The sequence below is a fragment of the Marinococcus sp. LNHM5E3-2.1 genome, from assembly GCF_056034365.1.
On record NZ_JBQLIB010000001.1, the window covers coordinates 141,332 to 157,377 of the forward strand.

Genomic DNA, 16,046 nt, shown 5'->3' on the forward strand with positions numbered 1-16,046 from the left:
TGCTTTAGTTGTATTATGACTTGTTCCAGGTTGCTGTGCCATTTTTTTCTTCCTTCATTCGTTTGCGGAAGCGAACCGTTTCCGCGGTGATGACTCCGGAAAGCCCCAGAAGAGCGATCAGGTTTGGAGCTGCCATCAAGCCGTTCATCGTGTCTGCAAGCGACCAGACAATTCCGAACTGGACTACAGCACCAAAGAATACAGCGATAACGAAAATGACGCGGTAGGCAAAAACAGCTTTATATGTTTTGAAAAGGTAATAAATACAGCGTTCTCCGTAGTAGGACCAGCCCAAAATAGTAGAATAGGCGAAGAAAATCAGCCCTACAGAAACAATAATGCTTCCAGCCGGTCCTAAAAAGTGTTCAAATGTGGCGGCAGTCAGCGGTGCCCCGTCTAAGTCACCACTTACAAAGCTTTGGCCCATCACAAGAGAAATACCGGTAATGGAACAGATAATGATTGTATCAATAAAAACCTGGGTCATGGAGACAAGAGCCTGCCGGCCCGGATAGTCGGTACGGGCTGCGGCGGCTGCAATTGGTGCAGACCCAAGGCCTGCTTCGTTGGAGAAAACCCCGCGGGCCACCCCGTACTGAATTACAACCCCTACAGCCCCGCCGGCTGCAGCCTGACCGGTAAATGCATCGGAAACGATTGAACCGACCGCGGCTGGAACGAGATCCAGGTTGCCAAAAATAACAATCAGGCCACCGACGACATAGAAGACAGCCATAATTGGTACAATAAATGAAACTACCCGGCCAATGGATTTGATGCCGCCAAGTATAACAACCCCGGTTAAAATACTGAGCACAACACCAGTGATCCAGGTAGGCACGTTCCAGTTGGAGTCCAGCACATCGGCAACGGAGTTGGATTGAACGGTGTTGCCGATCCCAAATGCAGCAATCGCAGCAAATACGGCAAACAGGACGGCCAACCATTTCCATCCGAGCCCTTTTTCTATGTAATACATCGGCCCTCCGGCCATGCGGCCCCGTTCATCCTGAACCCGGTACTTAACAGCCAGAATAGCTTCTCCGTATTTTGTAGCCATCCCGAAGAGCGCACTGATCCACATCCAGAAGACTGCGCCAGGGCCGCCAATTACTACTGCTGTAGCAACACCGGCGATGTTACCGGTTCCGACCGTGGCTGCCAGAGCGGTCATGAGCGATTGGAAATGGGAAATATCCCCCTCTGATTTTTTGTCCTGCTTGGAAAAGGCAAGCTTTAAGGCATAAGGAAGAGTAGAAAATTGCAAAAATCCTAAACGAACTGTTAAAAAGATACCTGTTCCCAAAATAAGAATTAAAAATGGCGGGCCCCACACAATACCGCTGATGGTGGTTAGTAATTCTTCAACACTGTTCATAAAACCTGACATATGTAACAACTCCTTTCCATAATGTAACTGTACATAAGATGTTATAAAGACGTGAACAGTTTGTTAGAAAAGTTTACTATAAAAATAATAAATTGGGTACATGTTTTGTAAAAATTATGAAAAATTCTGGAGAAGAAGATCATCAATTTCTATAAAAGATTTAAAATATGATGTTTTAGGGAGAAAAGATTCGGGCATTCGTATAGGTAGACGTAATCGGATGAAGGAGGACTAGACAATGAAAAAATTAAAAGTAGACGAAGTTTTTACAGATGACAAGGAACAGCTCCATTATACGGACGGTGAATTAGAGGTTCGTGATGATAACGGAGAGGATTGGGAAGTGAAGCTCTACGGAGTCGATAATCAGCGTTTCTTCACAGATGCTTTAAAAAATAACGAAAAGAAGCATTTAACATTCGAAACCGATAAAGGAAGCATGTACGGCCTCGTATCGGTGGAAGCACTTGACAATGCAGGTGTGGCTAATGAAGACGTAGTAACGCTTGTTGGAACCGGTCCGTTAAACGGTTTTTCGTAAGACAGAATGATAAATATCAGTAAATAACGGTCCAGGCTCTACAGCCTGGACTGTTTTTTAATTATAAGAAAAAAAGGTTTAAAAGACTGAAGCATAAAGCAGGCAGCCGCTAATCCGGCTGCCTGCTTTATGTAAATATTATGAACCGCTGCATGGGAGTTTCACTGGCGGATAGCCCTGTTCGCCTCTTCGCACTACAGCATAGCCGGTCACGGTAAAGCCGTTTTTCAACAGCAGCCGGGTGCTGAGATTTCGTGAAACCTTATCAGGAGCTACGAGAAATACTTCTTTTTTCGGTACGGTCTGTAAATGTCTTTTTAAATACGGATACGGAAGGGCGAATGCACCGTTTATCGGGTTACGGTCTGATTCCTGGTATTCACGGACGTCCAGAATGTGGGCCGTGGTCTCCTGACTTTGAGGAAGGGAAGAACAAGGAACGCGTAAAACAGGCATCCAGCGTTTAAATGCCGGTATCATAACGAGAACAATAACAACTATAGTAATAATAAGCCAAAAAAGCATCAACGCACTCCTCATTCCTTTCTTATAGCGATTCATATTCTATATTTTTTTACGAACAGATTCAAGAACTTTGCTTACGCTTTTTACACTTACCCTATTAATGATTGCCTATAACAGCTTCATGCTATTAATTCTTCCTATGAAATTCAAGCATATTGGTTTCAGGGGAACGCAATTTTTGATAAGGTTAATACAGAAAGTAGGAGGTGAAGCTTCCATGCCAGAAACAGAAGAAAAAAGAGAATTGGAAGAACGAGTTTGGGCGGAACTGGAAAATGTAATTGATCCGGAGCTCGGTATTGATATCGTAAACCTGGGACTTGTGTATACAGTAACAGTCGATGACGACAGACAGGCGAATATCGAAATGACTCTGACCGCAATGGGCTGTCCACTTGCAGGCACAATCGTTAACGATATTAATTTCGCCATGAATGATTTGAAGGAATACGGAGAAATCAGTGAAGTGGACGTGGACATCGTTTGGAATCCACCTTGGAGTAAAGACAAAATGTCCCGTTACGCAAAAATCGCCTTAGGTATTCCGGATTGATAAAAGGGAAGCCGGCTGGATAAACCAGCCGGCTTCTTTTTTCTTTATAACTATTCTCATTTATCAGAAAAAATAAAATTTTCGGTTGAAATGTATTGGGAAATGGTTTATTATGTAAACATACTCAAAGGAGGCATTATTGTTTTGACAAACAGTCAACTGAACACAACTGAAATGATCGACAAAGGGATGCAGCAGTCTCACAGCATGAGCGTAGAGGAATCGGTTCGCACGATTGAAAACATCATGCAGGTCGAAGCAGCACGTCAGCAGGACTATGAAGACAATAAGATTGAAAATTTATAAGTGATGAAAAGCGCGGTCCCTAAAGGCCGCGCTTTTTGACGTTTATATGCTTTCCTGGCCCGTTAAAATAACCGGGCCTTCTTTTGTGATCGCAATGGTATGCTCATACTGGGCGGAATGGCCTCCGTCCCGGGTAGTGGCGGTCCACCCGTTGGAGGTCATTTTGCTCTGCCAGCCGCCAGTGTTAACCATTGGCTCGATCGTAATAACATGGCCCGGCTTTAAGCGGCCGCCTTTGCCGGGGGCACCGAAATGAGGGATTTGCGGGTCTTCGTGGAGAGTGGGCCCGATGCCGTGCCCGGTAAAATCCCGGACGACCGAGAAGCCTTCATGTTCGACATATGTTTGAATCGCATGTCCGATATCACCGATCCGGTTGCCGACTTTGGCCTGTTCAATACCTTTATATAAAGATGCTTCTGTAACCTCCATCAGCCGTTCGAGTTCACTGCTTACTTCCCCAACCGCATAGGTCCAGGCGGAATCCGCCAGGGCTCCGTTTAAATTTACAACCATATCGATTGTAACGAGGTCACCGTTTTCAAGAGGGCGGGATCTTGGGAAACCATGGCAGATTTCATCGTTTACCGAGGCGCAGGTGGCATATTTGTATCCCTGAAACCCTTTTTGTTCAGGAGTTGCGCCGCGTTCTGCCAGAAATTTTTCGACAAAATCGTCAATTTGTTTTGTAGTGACGCCTGGTTTGACCATTTTGGCGATTTCTTTATGGCAGGCGGCAAGAATTTTTCCTGCTTCATGCATAAGCTCAATCTCTCGTTCTGTCTTTAACGTTACCATCATTTGTCTCCTTTTATTCAGTATCAAATACTATTGTAAAACATTCGTATAAGAAATGCATTGTTTGAGGATTTCCTTTATAATGGCGGGATTGCAGGACAGAGATGGAGGTAAATCATGAAAAAACAGAAATGGTATGTACAACTCAGGGACAAGTTTTGGTTTATTCCAGGATGCTACGGTATTCTTAGCTTAATAATAGTAATAGGCGCTTCTATCATGGATCAGCAGGTGCTGCGGCCTGTTTACAATAATATGCCTTCTATGCTGATCGTGGAAAATAACACTGCTACTTCTTTATACAGTGCATTAGTGACGGCATTGCTGACGTTGACAACCATAAGTTTTTCTTCGATTATGGTCGTTCTGACCACGTATGCCACACAGTTTACCCCAAGGGCTCTGCAGGATTTCATGAAAAGCCCGACGACGCAGCATACACTTGGGGTATTTACGTTTGGGGTATTATTTACTCTGGTAAATATGCTGCTTTTTTCGAGCGAAGGCAGTAGCCAAATTTTGATGCCAATGCTGACAGTTCTTGTGGCGCTTGGCTGTCTGGCTTTTTTTATTATCTTTATTTATCACTCCACCCAGTGGCTGCAGGTGAATCATTTGATCAGCCATATAAGATCTGATGCCTCCAGGGTGATCCGGGATGCCTACACTTATTCGGGGGTGCACAGCTTCAGCGAATGGAGCGATGATTTTCGAAATGACGAAGAAGCAATCGTTTATGCCGAACGGTCGGGGTATACCAATATGGTGAAAATGCCTGAACTGATTGAATGGACCAGGCAGCAGGGAGCCGTGGTCGAATGCCTGTTCCAGGTAGGAGACTACGTTCATCAGGGAGAGCCTTTATTTCGCTATTGGTCAAAGCATAGTTTATCCCCGAAAATATTGAGAAGTTTTTTATTAGTAGGAGAAGAGAGAAGCAATGTTCAGGACATCGAATTCTCCATGCAGAAAATTGTAGAAATAGCGCTGCGGGCCATTTCGCCTGCAATCAATGATCCACACACAGCAGCGAACTGCATCAACCGTATTGGGGCACTGCTTTCCGAACTCAGCCATGAACACAAAAATGACCAATACTTCGCTGACAATCAGAATGAGCTGCGGTTATTCATGCCTGTAAAACCCTTTAGGGAGTATTTATATAAAAGCTTTTATCAGGTGAGATTGTACGGTTACGAAGATATTTCGGTAATGGGAGCCTGCATGGAAGCACTGACGATGCTCGTGAAAACAGGAGATCCGTCTGTGTTAAAGGAAGTGGATTCATTTTCCCGTTACATGGAGCAGGCGGTCGCTCCGGAACAGCTTGCGGACTGGGACAGGGAATACTGGGAGGAGCGTGTGCAGAAAAAGAACACAGCTCTGCATCAGGCACTTACAAAAAGTAAGCAGATAACTTGAAACAGCCAGTAACGTGCGTGTATGATATATAAATGAAGTTCAACACGAAAGGATGAAAGTTCAAATGAAAGTAGCAGCTATCGTAGGAAGTATTCGCCAGGAATCATTTAACGGAAAGTTAGTGGAGTACATGCAGGATCGTTACAGTGACATCATGGATATTGATATTTTAGATATCCGCGATCTTCCGCACTATGATCAGGATGAGGAAAGCAACGCTCCGGACTATGTGCAGGAATACAAGCGTTCTGTACGTGAAGCGGACGCCGTGCTTATCGCCACTCCGGAATATAACGGTTCGATTTCCGGCGTGCTTAAAAATGCTCTTGACTGGAACTCCCGGGTCGATTACGACTTTGCCGGCAAACCAACCATGCTTGTAGGAGCTTCTCTTGGAGGCCTGGGCACAGTGAAAGCGCAGATGCATCTTCGCCAGATTCTGAGCGCTCCCGGTATGAGTGCAAAAGTACTGCCTGGAAATGAAGTACTGATCGGAGCCGTCCATGAAAAAATGAATGAAAACGGAGATTTAACAGATCAGGGCACGATTGATTTTCTTGATAATGTCGTAGCCGAATTCGAACGTTTTTATCAGGAAACGCGGGCTGTGGCGAACCGCGCGTAATATGCAGAAAAACCCTGCTGGCATAGGCCTGCAGGGTTTTTGAATGCAGATTTTTGCTCAGAGGGAGAAGGCGGATTATAAAAATCACCTTTGACTTCCTGACATAATATGATAAAGTGTAGACAACTTAATAGGGAATCCACTAGGGGTGCCGAAAGCGGCTGAGATAAGGACTAACCTTAATCCCTTTGAACCTGATCTGGTTAAGGCCAGCGTAGGAAAGTGGAGACGGCAGAATACGTCTATTTCAAAAGCACAAGCTTTGCCATAGAGGACGTTTATTCTAAGCCACTCCACCAATGGAGTGGCTTTTTTTGCCCCATTGGTCCTGACTGCCCGTAGTGGTTCCCTCCTAATTTAAAGGAGGAAGTTACAATGAAATTTTCAGAGCTTTTATGGCAGGACACAGAGCACATTTTTGAAGCCTGCTGGAGAAATCCGTTTGTACAGGGTATCGGGAAAGGGGAGCTCCCAAAAGCATCTCTTATCCATTACGTGAAGCAGGATTTTGAATACTTAAACGCCATGATCAAGGCAAAAGCAATTGGGGTAACAAAGTGTACGTCAAGAGAAGACATGGTTATGTTTAAAGATACCATTGATTTTGTTTTAAACAGCGAAACGCACCCGCATCATAATTTGTGTGAGCAGGCGGGCGTGGGCTATGAGGAATTGCAGGGCTATGCGCTTGCTCCGGTATCTCAGCATTACGTGCTTCACATGCTGCACCATGCCGAAAAAGGAACACTTGGTGATGTAATTGCGGTAACGCTTGCCTGCCCGTGGGTGTATTTGTATGTGGGTGAAAGGCTGATGGAGGAAGTGCAGCCGGACGAAACCCATCCGTTCAATGACTGGATTCGTTTTTACGGGGACCGTGAGGAAAGGGAAATGTATAAATATATTGACCGCCTTGATGAACTGGCAGAAACAGCCACAGAAGAAGAAAAACAGCGCTGGCGGACGTTGTTTATGGAAGGGTGCCAGCTTGAGTATATGTTTTTTGAGGACGCTTATTATGCAAAAGACTGGCCCTTTGCCAGAACGTTAACAGACGGGGAAAAAGTCTAATGATAAACAAACGCTTAAACCTCCGGGATATTGTCGTCATCTCGTTTATTTCAGCAGTTCTCGGCGTCCTTTATCTTCTTTGGGTGCTGCTGGGACAAATGGTTACCGGCATCTTCGGCCCAGTTGGAGGAGGCCTGATGGCGGGCTTCTGGATCCTTGCGCCTGTGATTTGTGCCTATATCGTTCAAAAACCGGGAGCGGCGCTGCTTGCAGAGCTTATTGCGGCTGGCACTGAAGTTATGGCGGGGTCTGTCAGTGCAGGAGCAGTGCTCGTGCTCGGCTTCACCCAGGGGCTCGCTGCAGAATTGATTTTCGCTCTGTTTTTCTACCGGGTGTTCCGTCTGCCAGTATTAATGCTTGCCGGGTCGGCCGGAACGTTTGCTGCATTTTTAACCCAGTATGCCCTTTATGGATTCAGCCAGTACGCAGGTTCTGTTGTTGTATTTATGCTGGTAACAATGCTTATAAGCGGCGCTCTTTTAGCCGGATGGGCAGGGAAAAGCTTTGCGGATGCGCTGGTAAAGACTGGAGTGCTTGACCGCTTTGCCCTTGGCCGTCAATACCGTCTCGGCCAGCAGAGGGATGCTGTATGATTTACGCAGACAAATTGACCATTGCGTACCCTTTTGCTAAGCCTTCGATAGAAGGTTTTTCAGCAGAAATATGTACTGGGGAAAACGTGCTGCTGCTCGGTCCGAGCGGTTCAGGCAAAAGTACGCTTGCTCTCGCTATCCAGGGAATTCTTCCGCGTTCTGTGGAGGCGCAGGTTTCGGGCGGTCTGAGCGTGTTTGGGGAAAATCCGGCGGTGAAAAGTATTACGGAGGCCGCCAGGCAGGCGGCGCTTTTGTTCCAGGATCCGGATACCCAGTTCTGCATGCCGACCGTGCGGGAAGAGCTTGTATTCACGCTTGAAAATCTGCGGGTGCCTGCAGGTGATATCGAGGCCCGCATACACGAAGCCTTACAATTTACAGATATGCTTCACTGCATTGATGCCCGTATCGACACACTGTCCGGCGGGATGAAGCAAAAAATAGCTGTTTCCTGTTTAGCTGCTGTGAATCCGCGGATATGGATTCTGGATGAACCGCTCTCCCAGCTCGATCCGGTAAGCCGGCAAGCAGTGGCTTCGCTTCTTGGCCGCATTGCAGCAGATAGTGATAAAACACTGGTTTTGATTGAGCATCAATTAAATGAAGTAATGGAGTGGGTAGACCGGGTGATCGTATTGAACCACGATGGCCAGGTGTCTGCGGATGGAAGCCCGGCACGTATATTCAATTCTCATGCAGCTGTACTCGAAGCAGAAGGAGTATGGCTGCCGGCTCCTGCAGAAGCCGGAAAGAAATTACTGAAAAAGTCAGAGGATCCCAAATCCGCTCTTCCCATTACTTTATTGGAATGGGAGAGGTTTGCAGCGGATTATTCCGCTGCAGCAGTTCTTGCATCTCTGCCGCAGCCGAAAAAGGTAAGTGATCCTTCACTTGAACCACCTGTTCTGGAGGTGAAGCAGGCGGCCTTTGCCTATGGCGAGCAAACGGTTTTCGAAAACGTATCTTTTTCCCTGTACCCCGGGGAAATGACTGCTCTAGTCGGTGCAAACGGAGCAGGAAAGAGCACGCTCGCACGTGTCCTCACTGGATGGGAATCTCTTAAAAGCGGCTCTATATATGTTAACGGAGAAGATATTGCCAGTCTGAAGCCGTACGAAATTGCTAAAACCTTCGGAATTGTTTTTCAGCAACCCGAGCATCAGTTTGTAGCACAAACCGTGGAAAAAGAAATACGATACGGAATGGAAATGGAAGGGTGGTGCGAGAAAGATATTGATCAGCAGACAAATGAACTGCTGATTCAATTTCAGCTCGGACATATTCGAAAGAATCATCCATTTCAGCTCAGCCAGGGAGAAAAAAGGCGCCTTTCGGTGGCAGTCATGGTAACGAACAACCAGTCCATATTAATTTTGGATGAGCCGGCGTTTGGTCTTGATAAGCGAAATACCGATGCTTTATTTGAAGTGCTTGAGCAGTGCCGGCGACGTGGAAAAGCGGTTCTCTGGCTGACGCATGATATGGATCTGGTCTATACAAAAGCTGGACGGGTTTTGGCGCTGGCGGAACGAACACTTGCCTGTGATGACGGCGTGGAAGCATTTTTCAGTGGGAGTATGGATTTAGCTAAAATCGGTGTCCGCCCGCCGGTAGTAAAGCTTATGAGCTTAAAGAAAAAGAAAGCAGTAAGCCATGCTTGAAGAAATCCAGACTCGGAACGCTTTTTTGCAGCACGTACATCCAACGCTGAAGCTGATAAGTCTTTTCACCGTATTTTTCTGCATGATTTTCGTTTATGATATTTGGCGCCCGCTTGCCGTTTTGCTGTTAACGGTTGCTGCCGTCGCCTTTTTGGGAAAAGTGCCGTTAAAGCTGCTGCTCGTACTTATGCTTCCATTTGGGCTCTTTGGGTTCAGCTTTATATGGCTTCAGGTTGTTTTTCCTGACGAAAGAGGACCCACAGTTCTTTTCTACGTATTCCAAATGCCGGTTGCTCTTGAAAATATTCAAACAGGGATCTCGCTCGGTTTGCGGGCAATGGTGTTTGCCTCCTGGTCGCTTCTTTTTGTTCTCACTACCTCTCCCGTGAGTTTAGTGATAAGCCTGATACAAAAATGGCATATGCCTCCAAATATTGGTTATGGAATGATGGCCGCCTACCGTTTTCTCCCCCAACTGCGGGAGGAACTGGCGATTATCCGGAGAGCCCGGCAAATCAGAGGGATGGGCAAAAAGCCTAAAATGCGGGAGTGGAAAGAGATGGCCGTGCCATTGATGGCAGGGGCTGTACGAAAGGCAGAAAGAACAGCGCTCGCAATGGAATCGAAAGGGTTTGACGGCTCCAGAGAAAGAACGGAATACGTACAGATGAATTATAAAAAAACGGACATATGGTTCAGTGCCGGGTTTATATTGTTTATGATTTTTGTTTTTCTTATGCCAATGCCGTGACAGATCAGCTGTATTAATTAAAGGTAACCCCGGAGGCTCACGGCCCCGGGGTTATTCGTGCTGACCATTATTTCACTAAAAACTTTTCTTCGATGCTGTCGACATAGCTTTTAATATCTTCAGCAATGTTATCCATTTCATCCACATCGACTTTCATGGTGGGAATCTCACCCTTATGTCCATGTTTGCGGAATTCCTCGATCATCTCATCCACAGCTCCGGCGAAGTTTTCATACGCGTGATCCCCGGAGCCGAAGATGGAAATCGAAAGGCCGGAAATATCATAGGCGAAAAGATCTTCAAGAAAATCTTCCGTTTCTTCGGGGATATCACCTTCACCCCACGTATACGTACCCATAATGAGCAGATCGTGAGGGAGGGGGTCTTCGTTTGGAAGGCCATCGGCGATCATATCCATCAGCTCTACTTCGTGCCCGCGGTTGATGAGCTCTTCTTCCGTATCAATAGCCATGTCTTCAGTATTTCCAGTCATTGTGGAATAGAACAAAAGTATTCGCATATGTCCATTCCTTTCTTTTATAGGCTCGTGCATAAAATACATATTTAATATACTTATTATATATTCGGCGGCCGGATTGTGCAATCATCCTGGTGAATAGAGGTGCACACTAAATGTGTTAAAATATATATTGGTAATATATATTAACGCTTTAATGAAGGAGGAGAAAAAATGAAACAGATAGGTATTATCGGCGGCCTCGGTCCGGAATCGACAGTGGAATATTATCAATCCATCATTAAAAAGTATCAGGAAAAGAAGAATAGTCTTCAGGTGCTTCCGGAATTGTACATTAATAGCATTAATATGTACAACATTTTTACGTATATTTCGGAAGAACGAATGGACGATCTGATCGAATATCTGGGCAACGCTGCCCGTAAGCTTGAACTGCTCGACGTTGATGGAATCATTATTGCAGCCAACACTCCGCACCTTGTATTCGATGAAGTGCAGAAGCAGGTCGAGGTGCCGATGCTCAGCATCGTGGACGCCGCGGTGGAAGCAGCAGAAAATCAGGGCGCCGAAAACATTGGGCTGCTGGGCACAAAGTTTACGATGGAAAAGAATTTTTTTAAGAAGCCGTTCGAAGCGAATGGAAAGAATATTTATGTGCCAGTTGAAAGTACACAGCAGTATTTACACGAAAAAATTGTCAGTGAGCTCGAAAATGGTATCGTAAATCCTGAGACGAAAAAAGAATTTGAGCGGATCACCGGGGAAATGATCGAACAACATGGGCTTGATACCTTGATTCTTGGCTGCACTGAACTGCCGATGATTCTTTCTGAAGAAGATTTTTCGATTCCGTTTTTAGATACAATGCAGGTGCACGTAAACAAGGTCGTAGACTTTATGTTTGAAGAAAAATAAAGCAGAAGGAGGGCAACAATGGCCATTCAATTGAAAAGAATTTATGAAGACCCGGAGGAAAAAGACGGGTATCGGATTTTAGTCGACGGCGTGTGGCCGAGGGGAATAGCAAAGGAAAAAGCTAAAGTGGATGAATGGAGCAGGGACGTTGCTCCTTCAAAAGAGCTGCGGCAATGGTTCTCCCACGATCCGGAGAAATTTGACGAATTCAAAGAGAAGTATAAGCAGGAGCTTCAACAGAATAACGAACAGACTGAAGCTCTCGATCAGTTAAAAAAGAACGTACGTGAGCAGAATAAGCAGTTGACGCTCGTGTTTGCCGCGAAGGAAGAAACGTATAATCATGCCCGTGTCTTAAAAGAAATTCTTGACCGTCAGCCGAAGGATTCTTAACGAAGAAGAGGTGACAACGATGGAGGAGTATCTGGGCCAATGCAGTGAATGCGGTAAAGAAATTTACTGCCGGGACGGCTTTATGGAAGGGGTTCATGAGTACGGCCGGCTGTACTGCTTTGAATGCGCCAAATAAATATACAGTACTCCGTTTCCAGGTGGAAACGGAGTTATTTTGTATATAAAAGCTGAATGTGAACGTTTAATGAAGTATTTCTAAAAGTATAGATTTAAATATGTATTTATAATACACTTTTTGTAGAAATTAAAAACGTTTTCATTGGAGGAATTTGATGCTTGCACCGCAAACGATTGAAACTGTAAAAGCAACAGCTCCGGCTATTCAGGCCAACGCCGCTGCCATCGGCAACCGTTTTTATGAAATGTTATTTGAAAAAGCACCCGAACTGCGGAATATGTTTAACCAGACGAACCAGGAAACAGGCGTACAGCCGGAAGCTCTTGCTTATTCTGTCTACCAGGCAGGAGCGAATATTGACCGCCTGGAAGAGCTTCGGCCTACTATTGAACGCATAGCGGAAAAACACCGGGCCCTGGATGTCAGGCCGGAGCATTATGGGTTAGTAGGGGAAACACTGCTCGAAGCGGTGGAGGAAGTGCTCGGAGACGCAGCAACTCCGGAGATCCTGGATGCCTGGGGAGAAGCGTATCACGCGCTTGCCGATATCTTTATTCAAAAAGAAGCAGTCAAGTACGAAGAAGTAGAGGCCGCCCGCGGCGGGTGGACAGGCTACCGTCCGTTTTATGTAGCAGAAAAAGTACCGGAGAGCGATGTTATCACTTCATTTTACTTAAAGCCGCAGGACGGTGGAGCGATTATACCGCAGCAGCCGGGACAGTATTTAACGCTGCAGGCAGACATTGAAGGAGAACCCTATACCCATATGCGCCATTACAGTCTATCGGATGCTCCGAATGAAAATTTTTACCGGATCAGCGTAAAGCGTGAGGACCCCGAGGACGGAAACCCGGCCGGTATTGTGTCGAATTATCTGCACCGGGACGTAAAAGAAGGAGATGTACTGCTGTTCGCAGCACCGGCAGGAGAGTTTGTGATGGAAACAGAGGAAATGCCAATTGTACTAATCAGCGGCGGCGTCGGAGTAACCCCGATGATGAGTATGCTGAATACACTCGTGCAGGAAGATACGAAACGAAACGTAACGTTTATTCATGCCGCTGACAGCAGTAAGGTTCATGCCATGAAAGCACATGTGGAGCAGCTCGCAGATACGTATTCAAACATTGAGGCCTATACCTGTTATTCCGAACCGACAGAGGAAGACCGTTCGAACGAAATGTTTGATAAAGAAGGGTATATTGATGCCCCGTGGCTGGAAACCGTCCTTCCTGACGAACAGGCAGATTTTTATTTCTGTGGTCCGACGCCTTTTATGCAAGTAGTTAACGGAATTTTAAAGGATAGAGGAGTACCGGCAGAACGTCGCCATTATGAAGTTTTCGGGCCGGAAAGCACGATTGAATAATTAAAACCCAGAGATAAAACTGGTTCAGCAGCTGCGGCAGAATCTAAATAGATATGCCTCAGCTGTTTTTAAATTTAATAGAAGAAAGGATGAAAAATATGAAAATCCAGAGTCTTACACAATTAGCTCCTTTCGGCGAAGACCGAATGGCAAATGAAGTTGTTTTTAAAAAGAACAACTGCAAAGCTGTGGTATTTAATTTTTCGCCTGGTCAAAGCCTTCCTCTCCATGATCATCCCTTCACTCAAACATTTGCATTAGTCGTGAGCGGGGAAGGGCTCTGTTATACAGAGGATGAGAATTTCCCCGTGAGGGAGGGTGACCTTATTCAATGCGGGCCAACAGAAAAAATAGGGTTTGAAAATAACAGTGATTCCAATTTGAGCATATATGTCACACTAGTATATATCGAAGAAAATTAGCATCTGCCAAAAAATTATCTCTGCAATAAATATTAGTATCCTTCCTGCCAGTGATAGGTAGCAGATTAGTAAGTAAATCGTTAGATACTGAAAAACTGCTACTGACGTTCACTGATGCTCACTGACATTCACTGTCACAGCTTACAGAGGCGGACGACTTCTAGGGAGCTTTGTTTATTCCAGGACGAATCTGGTACGGTTAGAAAGCAGATGAAAGGAAGGATGCTGATTTATGCAGACTTTAAACAATGAAGCTAAAACTAACCGAACAAAAAAGTACAGCCTGATCGACACTGATATTCACGAACGGGTAATGTATGAAGATTTGTTTCCATACTTAGAGCAGCCGTGGAGAAGGTATATTGAAGACTGCCACTGGCAGCAGGAAAAACATATGCCATTTACTCAGCCCGCCGTGGCTGGAGTGGACCGGGCCGACGCAAAAACGCCGGACGGAAAACCAGCGGGCACAAGCCTTCCGTTTATGCAGGAGCAGCTGCTTGATGCCAACAATCACGAATTCGGTATTTTAACCGGAGCACTTGATCCATCCCCGTCTTCCATGCACGGATGGTACGAAATGGCCACGGCCCTTGCCAGTGCCTATAACGACTGGCAGATCAATGACTGGCTTGATAAAGACAGCCGCCTGTACGGCTCCGTTCACATTGCAGCCCAGGAAGTAGCGAACGCAGTGAAAGAAATCGAACGCGTAGGCTCTCACCCAAAAATGATTCAGGTGCTTTTGCCTATTGATGATATTGCATGGGGGGATCCTTACTACCATCCAATATTCGAAGCGGCTGAGCGCCATGACCTGATGATCGGCATGCACCATAACGAACCGCCTGCCCCGCTCGGCAAATGGCCAAGATACTTTATTGAATGGCATTCTTTAATTGCAACTTCCCACATGGCACAGATTACGAGCATGATTTTCAACGGGGTGTTTGAGAAATATCCAAACCTGAAGCTGATGATGATTGAGGGCGGCTTCACGTACGTGCCATTTTTAATGAAGAAACTTGATCAGCAGTTTAAGGATCTTCGCCACGAAGTGCCGTGGGTAACAACGATGCCGAGTGATACGATAAAAAACCGGATGGCATTTACGACCCAGCCGCTTGAAGAAATGAGCAAAAAAGAATGGAATCTCTTAGTAGAGCAGATGGGGACCGATGAAATCATCTGTTTTAGTACGGATTACCCGCACTGGGATTACGATTCACCGGATGAAGCCGTGCCTAAAGGACTTGAAGATGATGTGCTTGAGCGTATCTACGGCGAAAATGCCAGAAAATTCTATCCGAAACTGTCGGCTCGGGGTGATGTCTGATGGCAGCCGTTATATGCAGGGAAGAGGAGTTGGAAAAGCAGGAAATGATTCCGGGGAGCGTGGATAATATCCCGGTTTTTGTCTGTAGGACGTCCGAGGGAGAAGTCAGGGCGTTTATCGACCGGTGCCCTCACCAGGGAGCCTGCATGTCGAAAGGCAAAATTGACGGTGCTCCTATGAGCACCGCACCTGGTGAATATTCATTTGGACATGAAGGAGACATCGTCCGGTGCCCGTGGCATGGAAGGGAATACAATCTGCGGGAAAGCGGCAAGCCGCTTGCGCCGGTAAAAGGTAAACTAAAAGAGTTTTCTGCTTATGTAGAAGACAGCTATGTATATGTAGAACTAAAGAGAGGCTCTTAAGCCTCTCTTTTTTATTGATATTTTATTGGAAAATGATTAGCTGTTTAAATTGCCTCCGCGGACTTCCTGCAGCTGGCGAACAGCTTCAATCTGCTCATCGTTCAACTCAGCGTAATTGCCGGCAGCGTCTAACGTTAATATAACGGACGTTCCGGTAAGAGAGTATTTATTCGTAAGATCCCCGAACTGCTTGGATTCTACTTTATAATCTGCTTCTTCATACTGATTTTCGTTCGCAAGCGCATAAATATCAAGCTCCGGAATCATTTCGAGCATGATGGCGTCATTGCCCATGATACTGTAGATATCATTTTGTCCCTCTACTTCGCGGACTTCAATTTCCTCATTAGGTTTGCTGATAATAATGTTCATCGTGTCATTCATCCTTTCTAC

Annotated in this window: 20 protein-coding genes and 1 riboswitch; of the genes, 15 read left to right on the forward strand and 5 right to left on the reverse strand. The window is 45.8% G+C overall.

Features of this window, described 5'->3' with window-relative positions:
- Window positions 1-13: 13 nt before the first annotated feature.
- Window positions 14-1,378, reverse strand: coding sequence for an alanine/glycine:cation symporter family protein (locus ACTRXH_RS00740; RefSeq protein WP_474262077.1), 1,365 nt, complete (start codon window positions 1,376-1,378; stop codon window positions 14-16).
- Window positions 1,379-1,628: 250 nt separating this feature from the next.
- Here ACTRXH_RS00740 and ACTRXH_RS00745 point away from each other — a divergent pair, with 250 nt between their 5' ends.
- A complete protein-coding gene (locus tag ACTRXH_RS00745; protein ID WP_322527282.1) occupies window positions 1,629-1,931 on the forward strand; it encodes a hypothetical protein in 303 nt (100 codons plus the stop codon).
- A gap of 138 nt (window positions 1,932-2,069) precedes the next feature.
- Here the strand turns inward: ACTRXH_RS00745 and ACTRXH_RS00750 are convergent, their stop codons facing one another.
- The gene (locus tag ACTRXH_RS00750; RefSeq protein WP_474262071.1) at window positions 2,070-2,456 is read right to left on the reverse strand and encodes a sulfurtransferase; all 387 of its coding nucleotides are present in this window, start codon (window positions 2,454-2,456) and stop codon (window positions 2,070-2,072) included.
- A 217-nt stretch (window positions 2,457-2,673) separates the two neighbouring features.
- Here ACTRXH_RS00750 and ACTRXH_RS00755 point away from each other — a divergent pair, with 217 nt between their 5' ends.
- Both ACTRXH_RS00755 and ACTRXH_RS00760 read left to right on the forward strand, forming a co-directional pair.
- The gene (locus tag ACTRXH_RS00755) at window positions 2,674-3,009 is read left to right on the forward strand and encodes a metal-sulfur cluster assembly factor (RefSeq protein ID WP_022794038.1); all 336 of its coding nucleotides are present in this window, start codon (window positions 2,674-2,676) and stop codon (window positions 3,007-3,009) included.
- 144 nt (window positions 3,010-3,153) lie between these two features.
- Entirely contained in the window at window positions 3,154-3,315 is a 162-nt protein-coding gene (locus tag ACTRXH_RS00760; protein WP_176967731.1) for a YuzK family famiily protein, read from the forward strand.
- A gap of 42 nt (window positions 3,316-3,357) precedes the next feature.
- Here ACTRXH_RS00760 and map read toward each other — a convergent pair whose 3' ends face one another.
- Complete coding sequence (gene map, locus ACTRXH_RS00765) at window positions 3,358-4,113, reverse strand: type I methionyl aminopeptidase (RefSeq protein WP_474280054.1); 756 nt, start codon at window positions 4,111-4,113, stop codon at window positions 3,358-3,360.
- A 117-nt stretch (window positions 4,114-4,230) separates the two neighbouring features.
- Here map and ACTRXH_RS00770 point away from each other — a divergent pair, with 117 nt between their 5' ends.
- The 6 genes from ACTRXH_RS00770 (at window position 4,231) to ACTRXH_RS00795 (ending at window position 10,236) form a co-directional block, all read left to right on the forward strand.
- Window positions 4,231-5,535, forward strand: a complete 1,305-nt coding sequence (locus tag ACTRXH_RS00770; RefSeq protein ID WP_474280056.1) for a DUF2254 domain-containing protein — start codon at window positions 4,231-4,233, stop codon at window positions 5,533-5,535.
- A 64-nt stretch (window positions 5,536-5,599) separates the two neighbouring features.
- Window positions 5,600-6,160, forward strand: coding sequence for an NADPH-dependent FMN reductase (locus ACTRXH_RS00775; protein ID WP_474262797.1), 561 nt, complete (start codon window positions 5,600-5,602; stop codon window positions 6,158-6,160).
- A 134-nt stretch (window positions 6,161-6,294) separates the two neighbouring features.
- A riboswitch (TPP riboswitch) is annotated at window positions 6,295-6,398 on the forward strand.
- Window positions 6,399-6,535: 137 nt separating this feature from the next.
- Window positions 6,536-7,231 (forward strand): thiaminase II, encoded by a 696-nt coding sequence (gene tenA, locus ACTRXH_RS00780; RefSeq protein ID WP_474280059.1) that lies wholly within the window; start codon window positions 6,536-6,538, stop codon window positions 7,229-7,231.
- The gene (locus ACTRXH_RS00785; protein WP_474280061.1) at window positions 7,231-7,824 is read left to right on the forward strand and encodes an ECF transporter S component; all 594 of its coding nucleotides are present in this window, start codon (window positions 7,231-7,233) and stop codon (window positions 7,822-7,824) included. The genes tenA and ACTRXH_RS00785 overlap by 1 nt, the downstream gene beginning before the upstream one ends.
- Entirely contained in the window at window positions 7,821-9,485 is a 1,665-nt protein-coding gene (locus ACTRXH_RS00790; RefSeq protein ID WP_474280063.1) for an ABC transporter ATP-binding protein, read from the forward strand. The genes ACTRXH_RS00785 and ACTRXH_RS00790 overlap by 4 nt, the downstream gene beginning before the upstream one ends.
- Window positions 9,478-10,236 (forward strand): energy-coupling factor transporter transmembrane component T family protein, encoded by a 759-nt coding sequence (locus ACTRXH_RS00795; protein WP_474280065.1) that lies wholly within the window; start codon window positions 9,478-9,480, stop codon window positions 10,234-10,236. Before ACTRXH_RS00790 ends, ACTRXH_RS00795 begins: the two co-directional genes overlap by 8 nt.
- A 67-nt stretch (window positions 10,237-10,303) precedes the next feature.
- Here ACTRXH_RS00795 and ACTRXH_RS00800 read toward each other — a convergent pair whose 3' ends face one another.
- The gene (locus tag ACTRXH_RS00800; RefSeq protein ID WP_474262787.1) at window positions 10,304-10,756 is read right to left on the reverse strand and encodes a flavodoxin domain-containing protein; all 453 of its coding nucleotides are present in this window, start codon (window positions 10,754-10,756) and stop codon (window positions 10,304-10,306) included.
- 171 nt (window positions 10,757-10,927) lie between these two features.
- On the opposite strand from ACTRXH_RS00800, the gene ACTRXH_RS00805 reads away from it, so the two are divergent.
- The 6 genes from ACTRXH_RS00805 to ACTRXH_RS00830 all read left to right on the forward strand — a co-directional run bounded on the left by ACTRXH_RS00805 (window position 10,928) and on the right by ACTRXH_RS00830 (window position 15,653).
- On the forward strand, window positions 10,928-11,629 hold the full coding sequence (locus tag ACTRXH_RS00805) for an aspartate/glutamate racemase family protein (RefSeq protein WP_474280067.1): 702 nt from the start codon (window positions 10,928-10,930) through the stop codon (window positions 11,627-11,629).
- 18 nt (window positions 11,630-11,647) lie between these two features.
- Window positions 11,648-12,022 carry a DUF488 domain-containing protein gene (locus ACTRXH_RS00810; protein ID WP_462868950.1) on the forward strand — a complete coding sequence of 125 codons (375 nt, stop codon included), beginning with the start codon at window positions 11,648-11,650 and terminating at the stop codon, window positions 12,020-12,022.
- A 293-nt stretch (window positions 12,023-12,315) separates the two neighbouring features.
- Complete coding sequence (gene hmpA, locus ACTRXH_RS00815) at window positions 12,316-13,530, forward strand: NO-inducible flavohemoprotein (protein WP_474262780.1); 1,215 nt, start codon at window positions 12,316-12,318, stop codon at window positions 13,528-13,530.
- A 98-nt stretch (window positions 13,531-13,628) separates the two neighbouring features.
- Entirely contained in the window at window positions 13,629-13,952 is a 324-nt protein-coding gene (locus ACTRXH_RS00820; RefSeq protein WP_474280069.1) for a cupin domain-containing protein, read from the forward strand.
- A 232-nt stretch (window positions 13,953-14,184) separates the two neighbouring features.
- The gene (locus ACTRXH_RS00825; RefSeq protein WP_474280071.1) at window positions 14,185-15,288 is read left to right on the forward strand and encodes an amidohydrolase family protein; all 1,104 of its coding nucleotides are present in this window, start codon (window positions 14,185-14,187) and stop codon (window positions 15,286-15,288) included.
- Window positions 15,288-15,653, forward strand: a complete 366-nt coding sequence (locus tag ACTRXH_RS00830; protein WP_474280073.1) for a Rieske (2Fe-2S) protein — start codon at window positions 15,288-15,290, stop codon at window positions 15,651-15,653. Before ACTRXH_RS00825 ends, ACTRXH_RS00830 begins: the two co-directional genes overlap by 1 nt.
- A gap of 36 nt (window positions 15,654-15,689) precedes the next feature.
- Here the strand turns inward: ACTRXH_RS00830 and ACTRXH_RS00835 are convergent, their stop codons facing one another.
- A complete protein-coding gene (locus tag ACTRXH_RS00835; RefSeq protein ID WP_474262774.1) occupies window positions 15,690-16,037 on the reverse strand; it encodes a hypothetical protein in 348 nt (115 codons plus the stop codon).
- Between the last annotated feature and the right edge of the window lie 9 nt (window positions 16,038-16,046).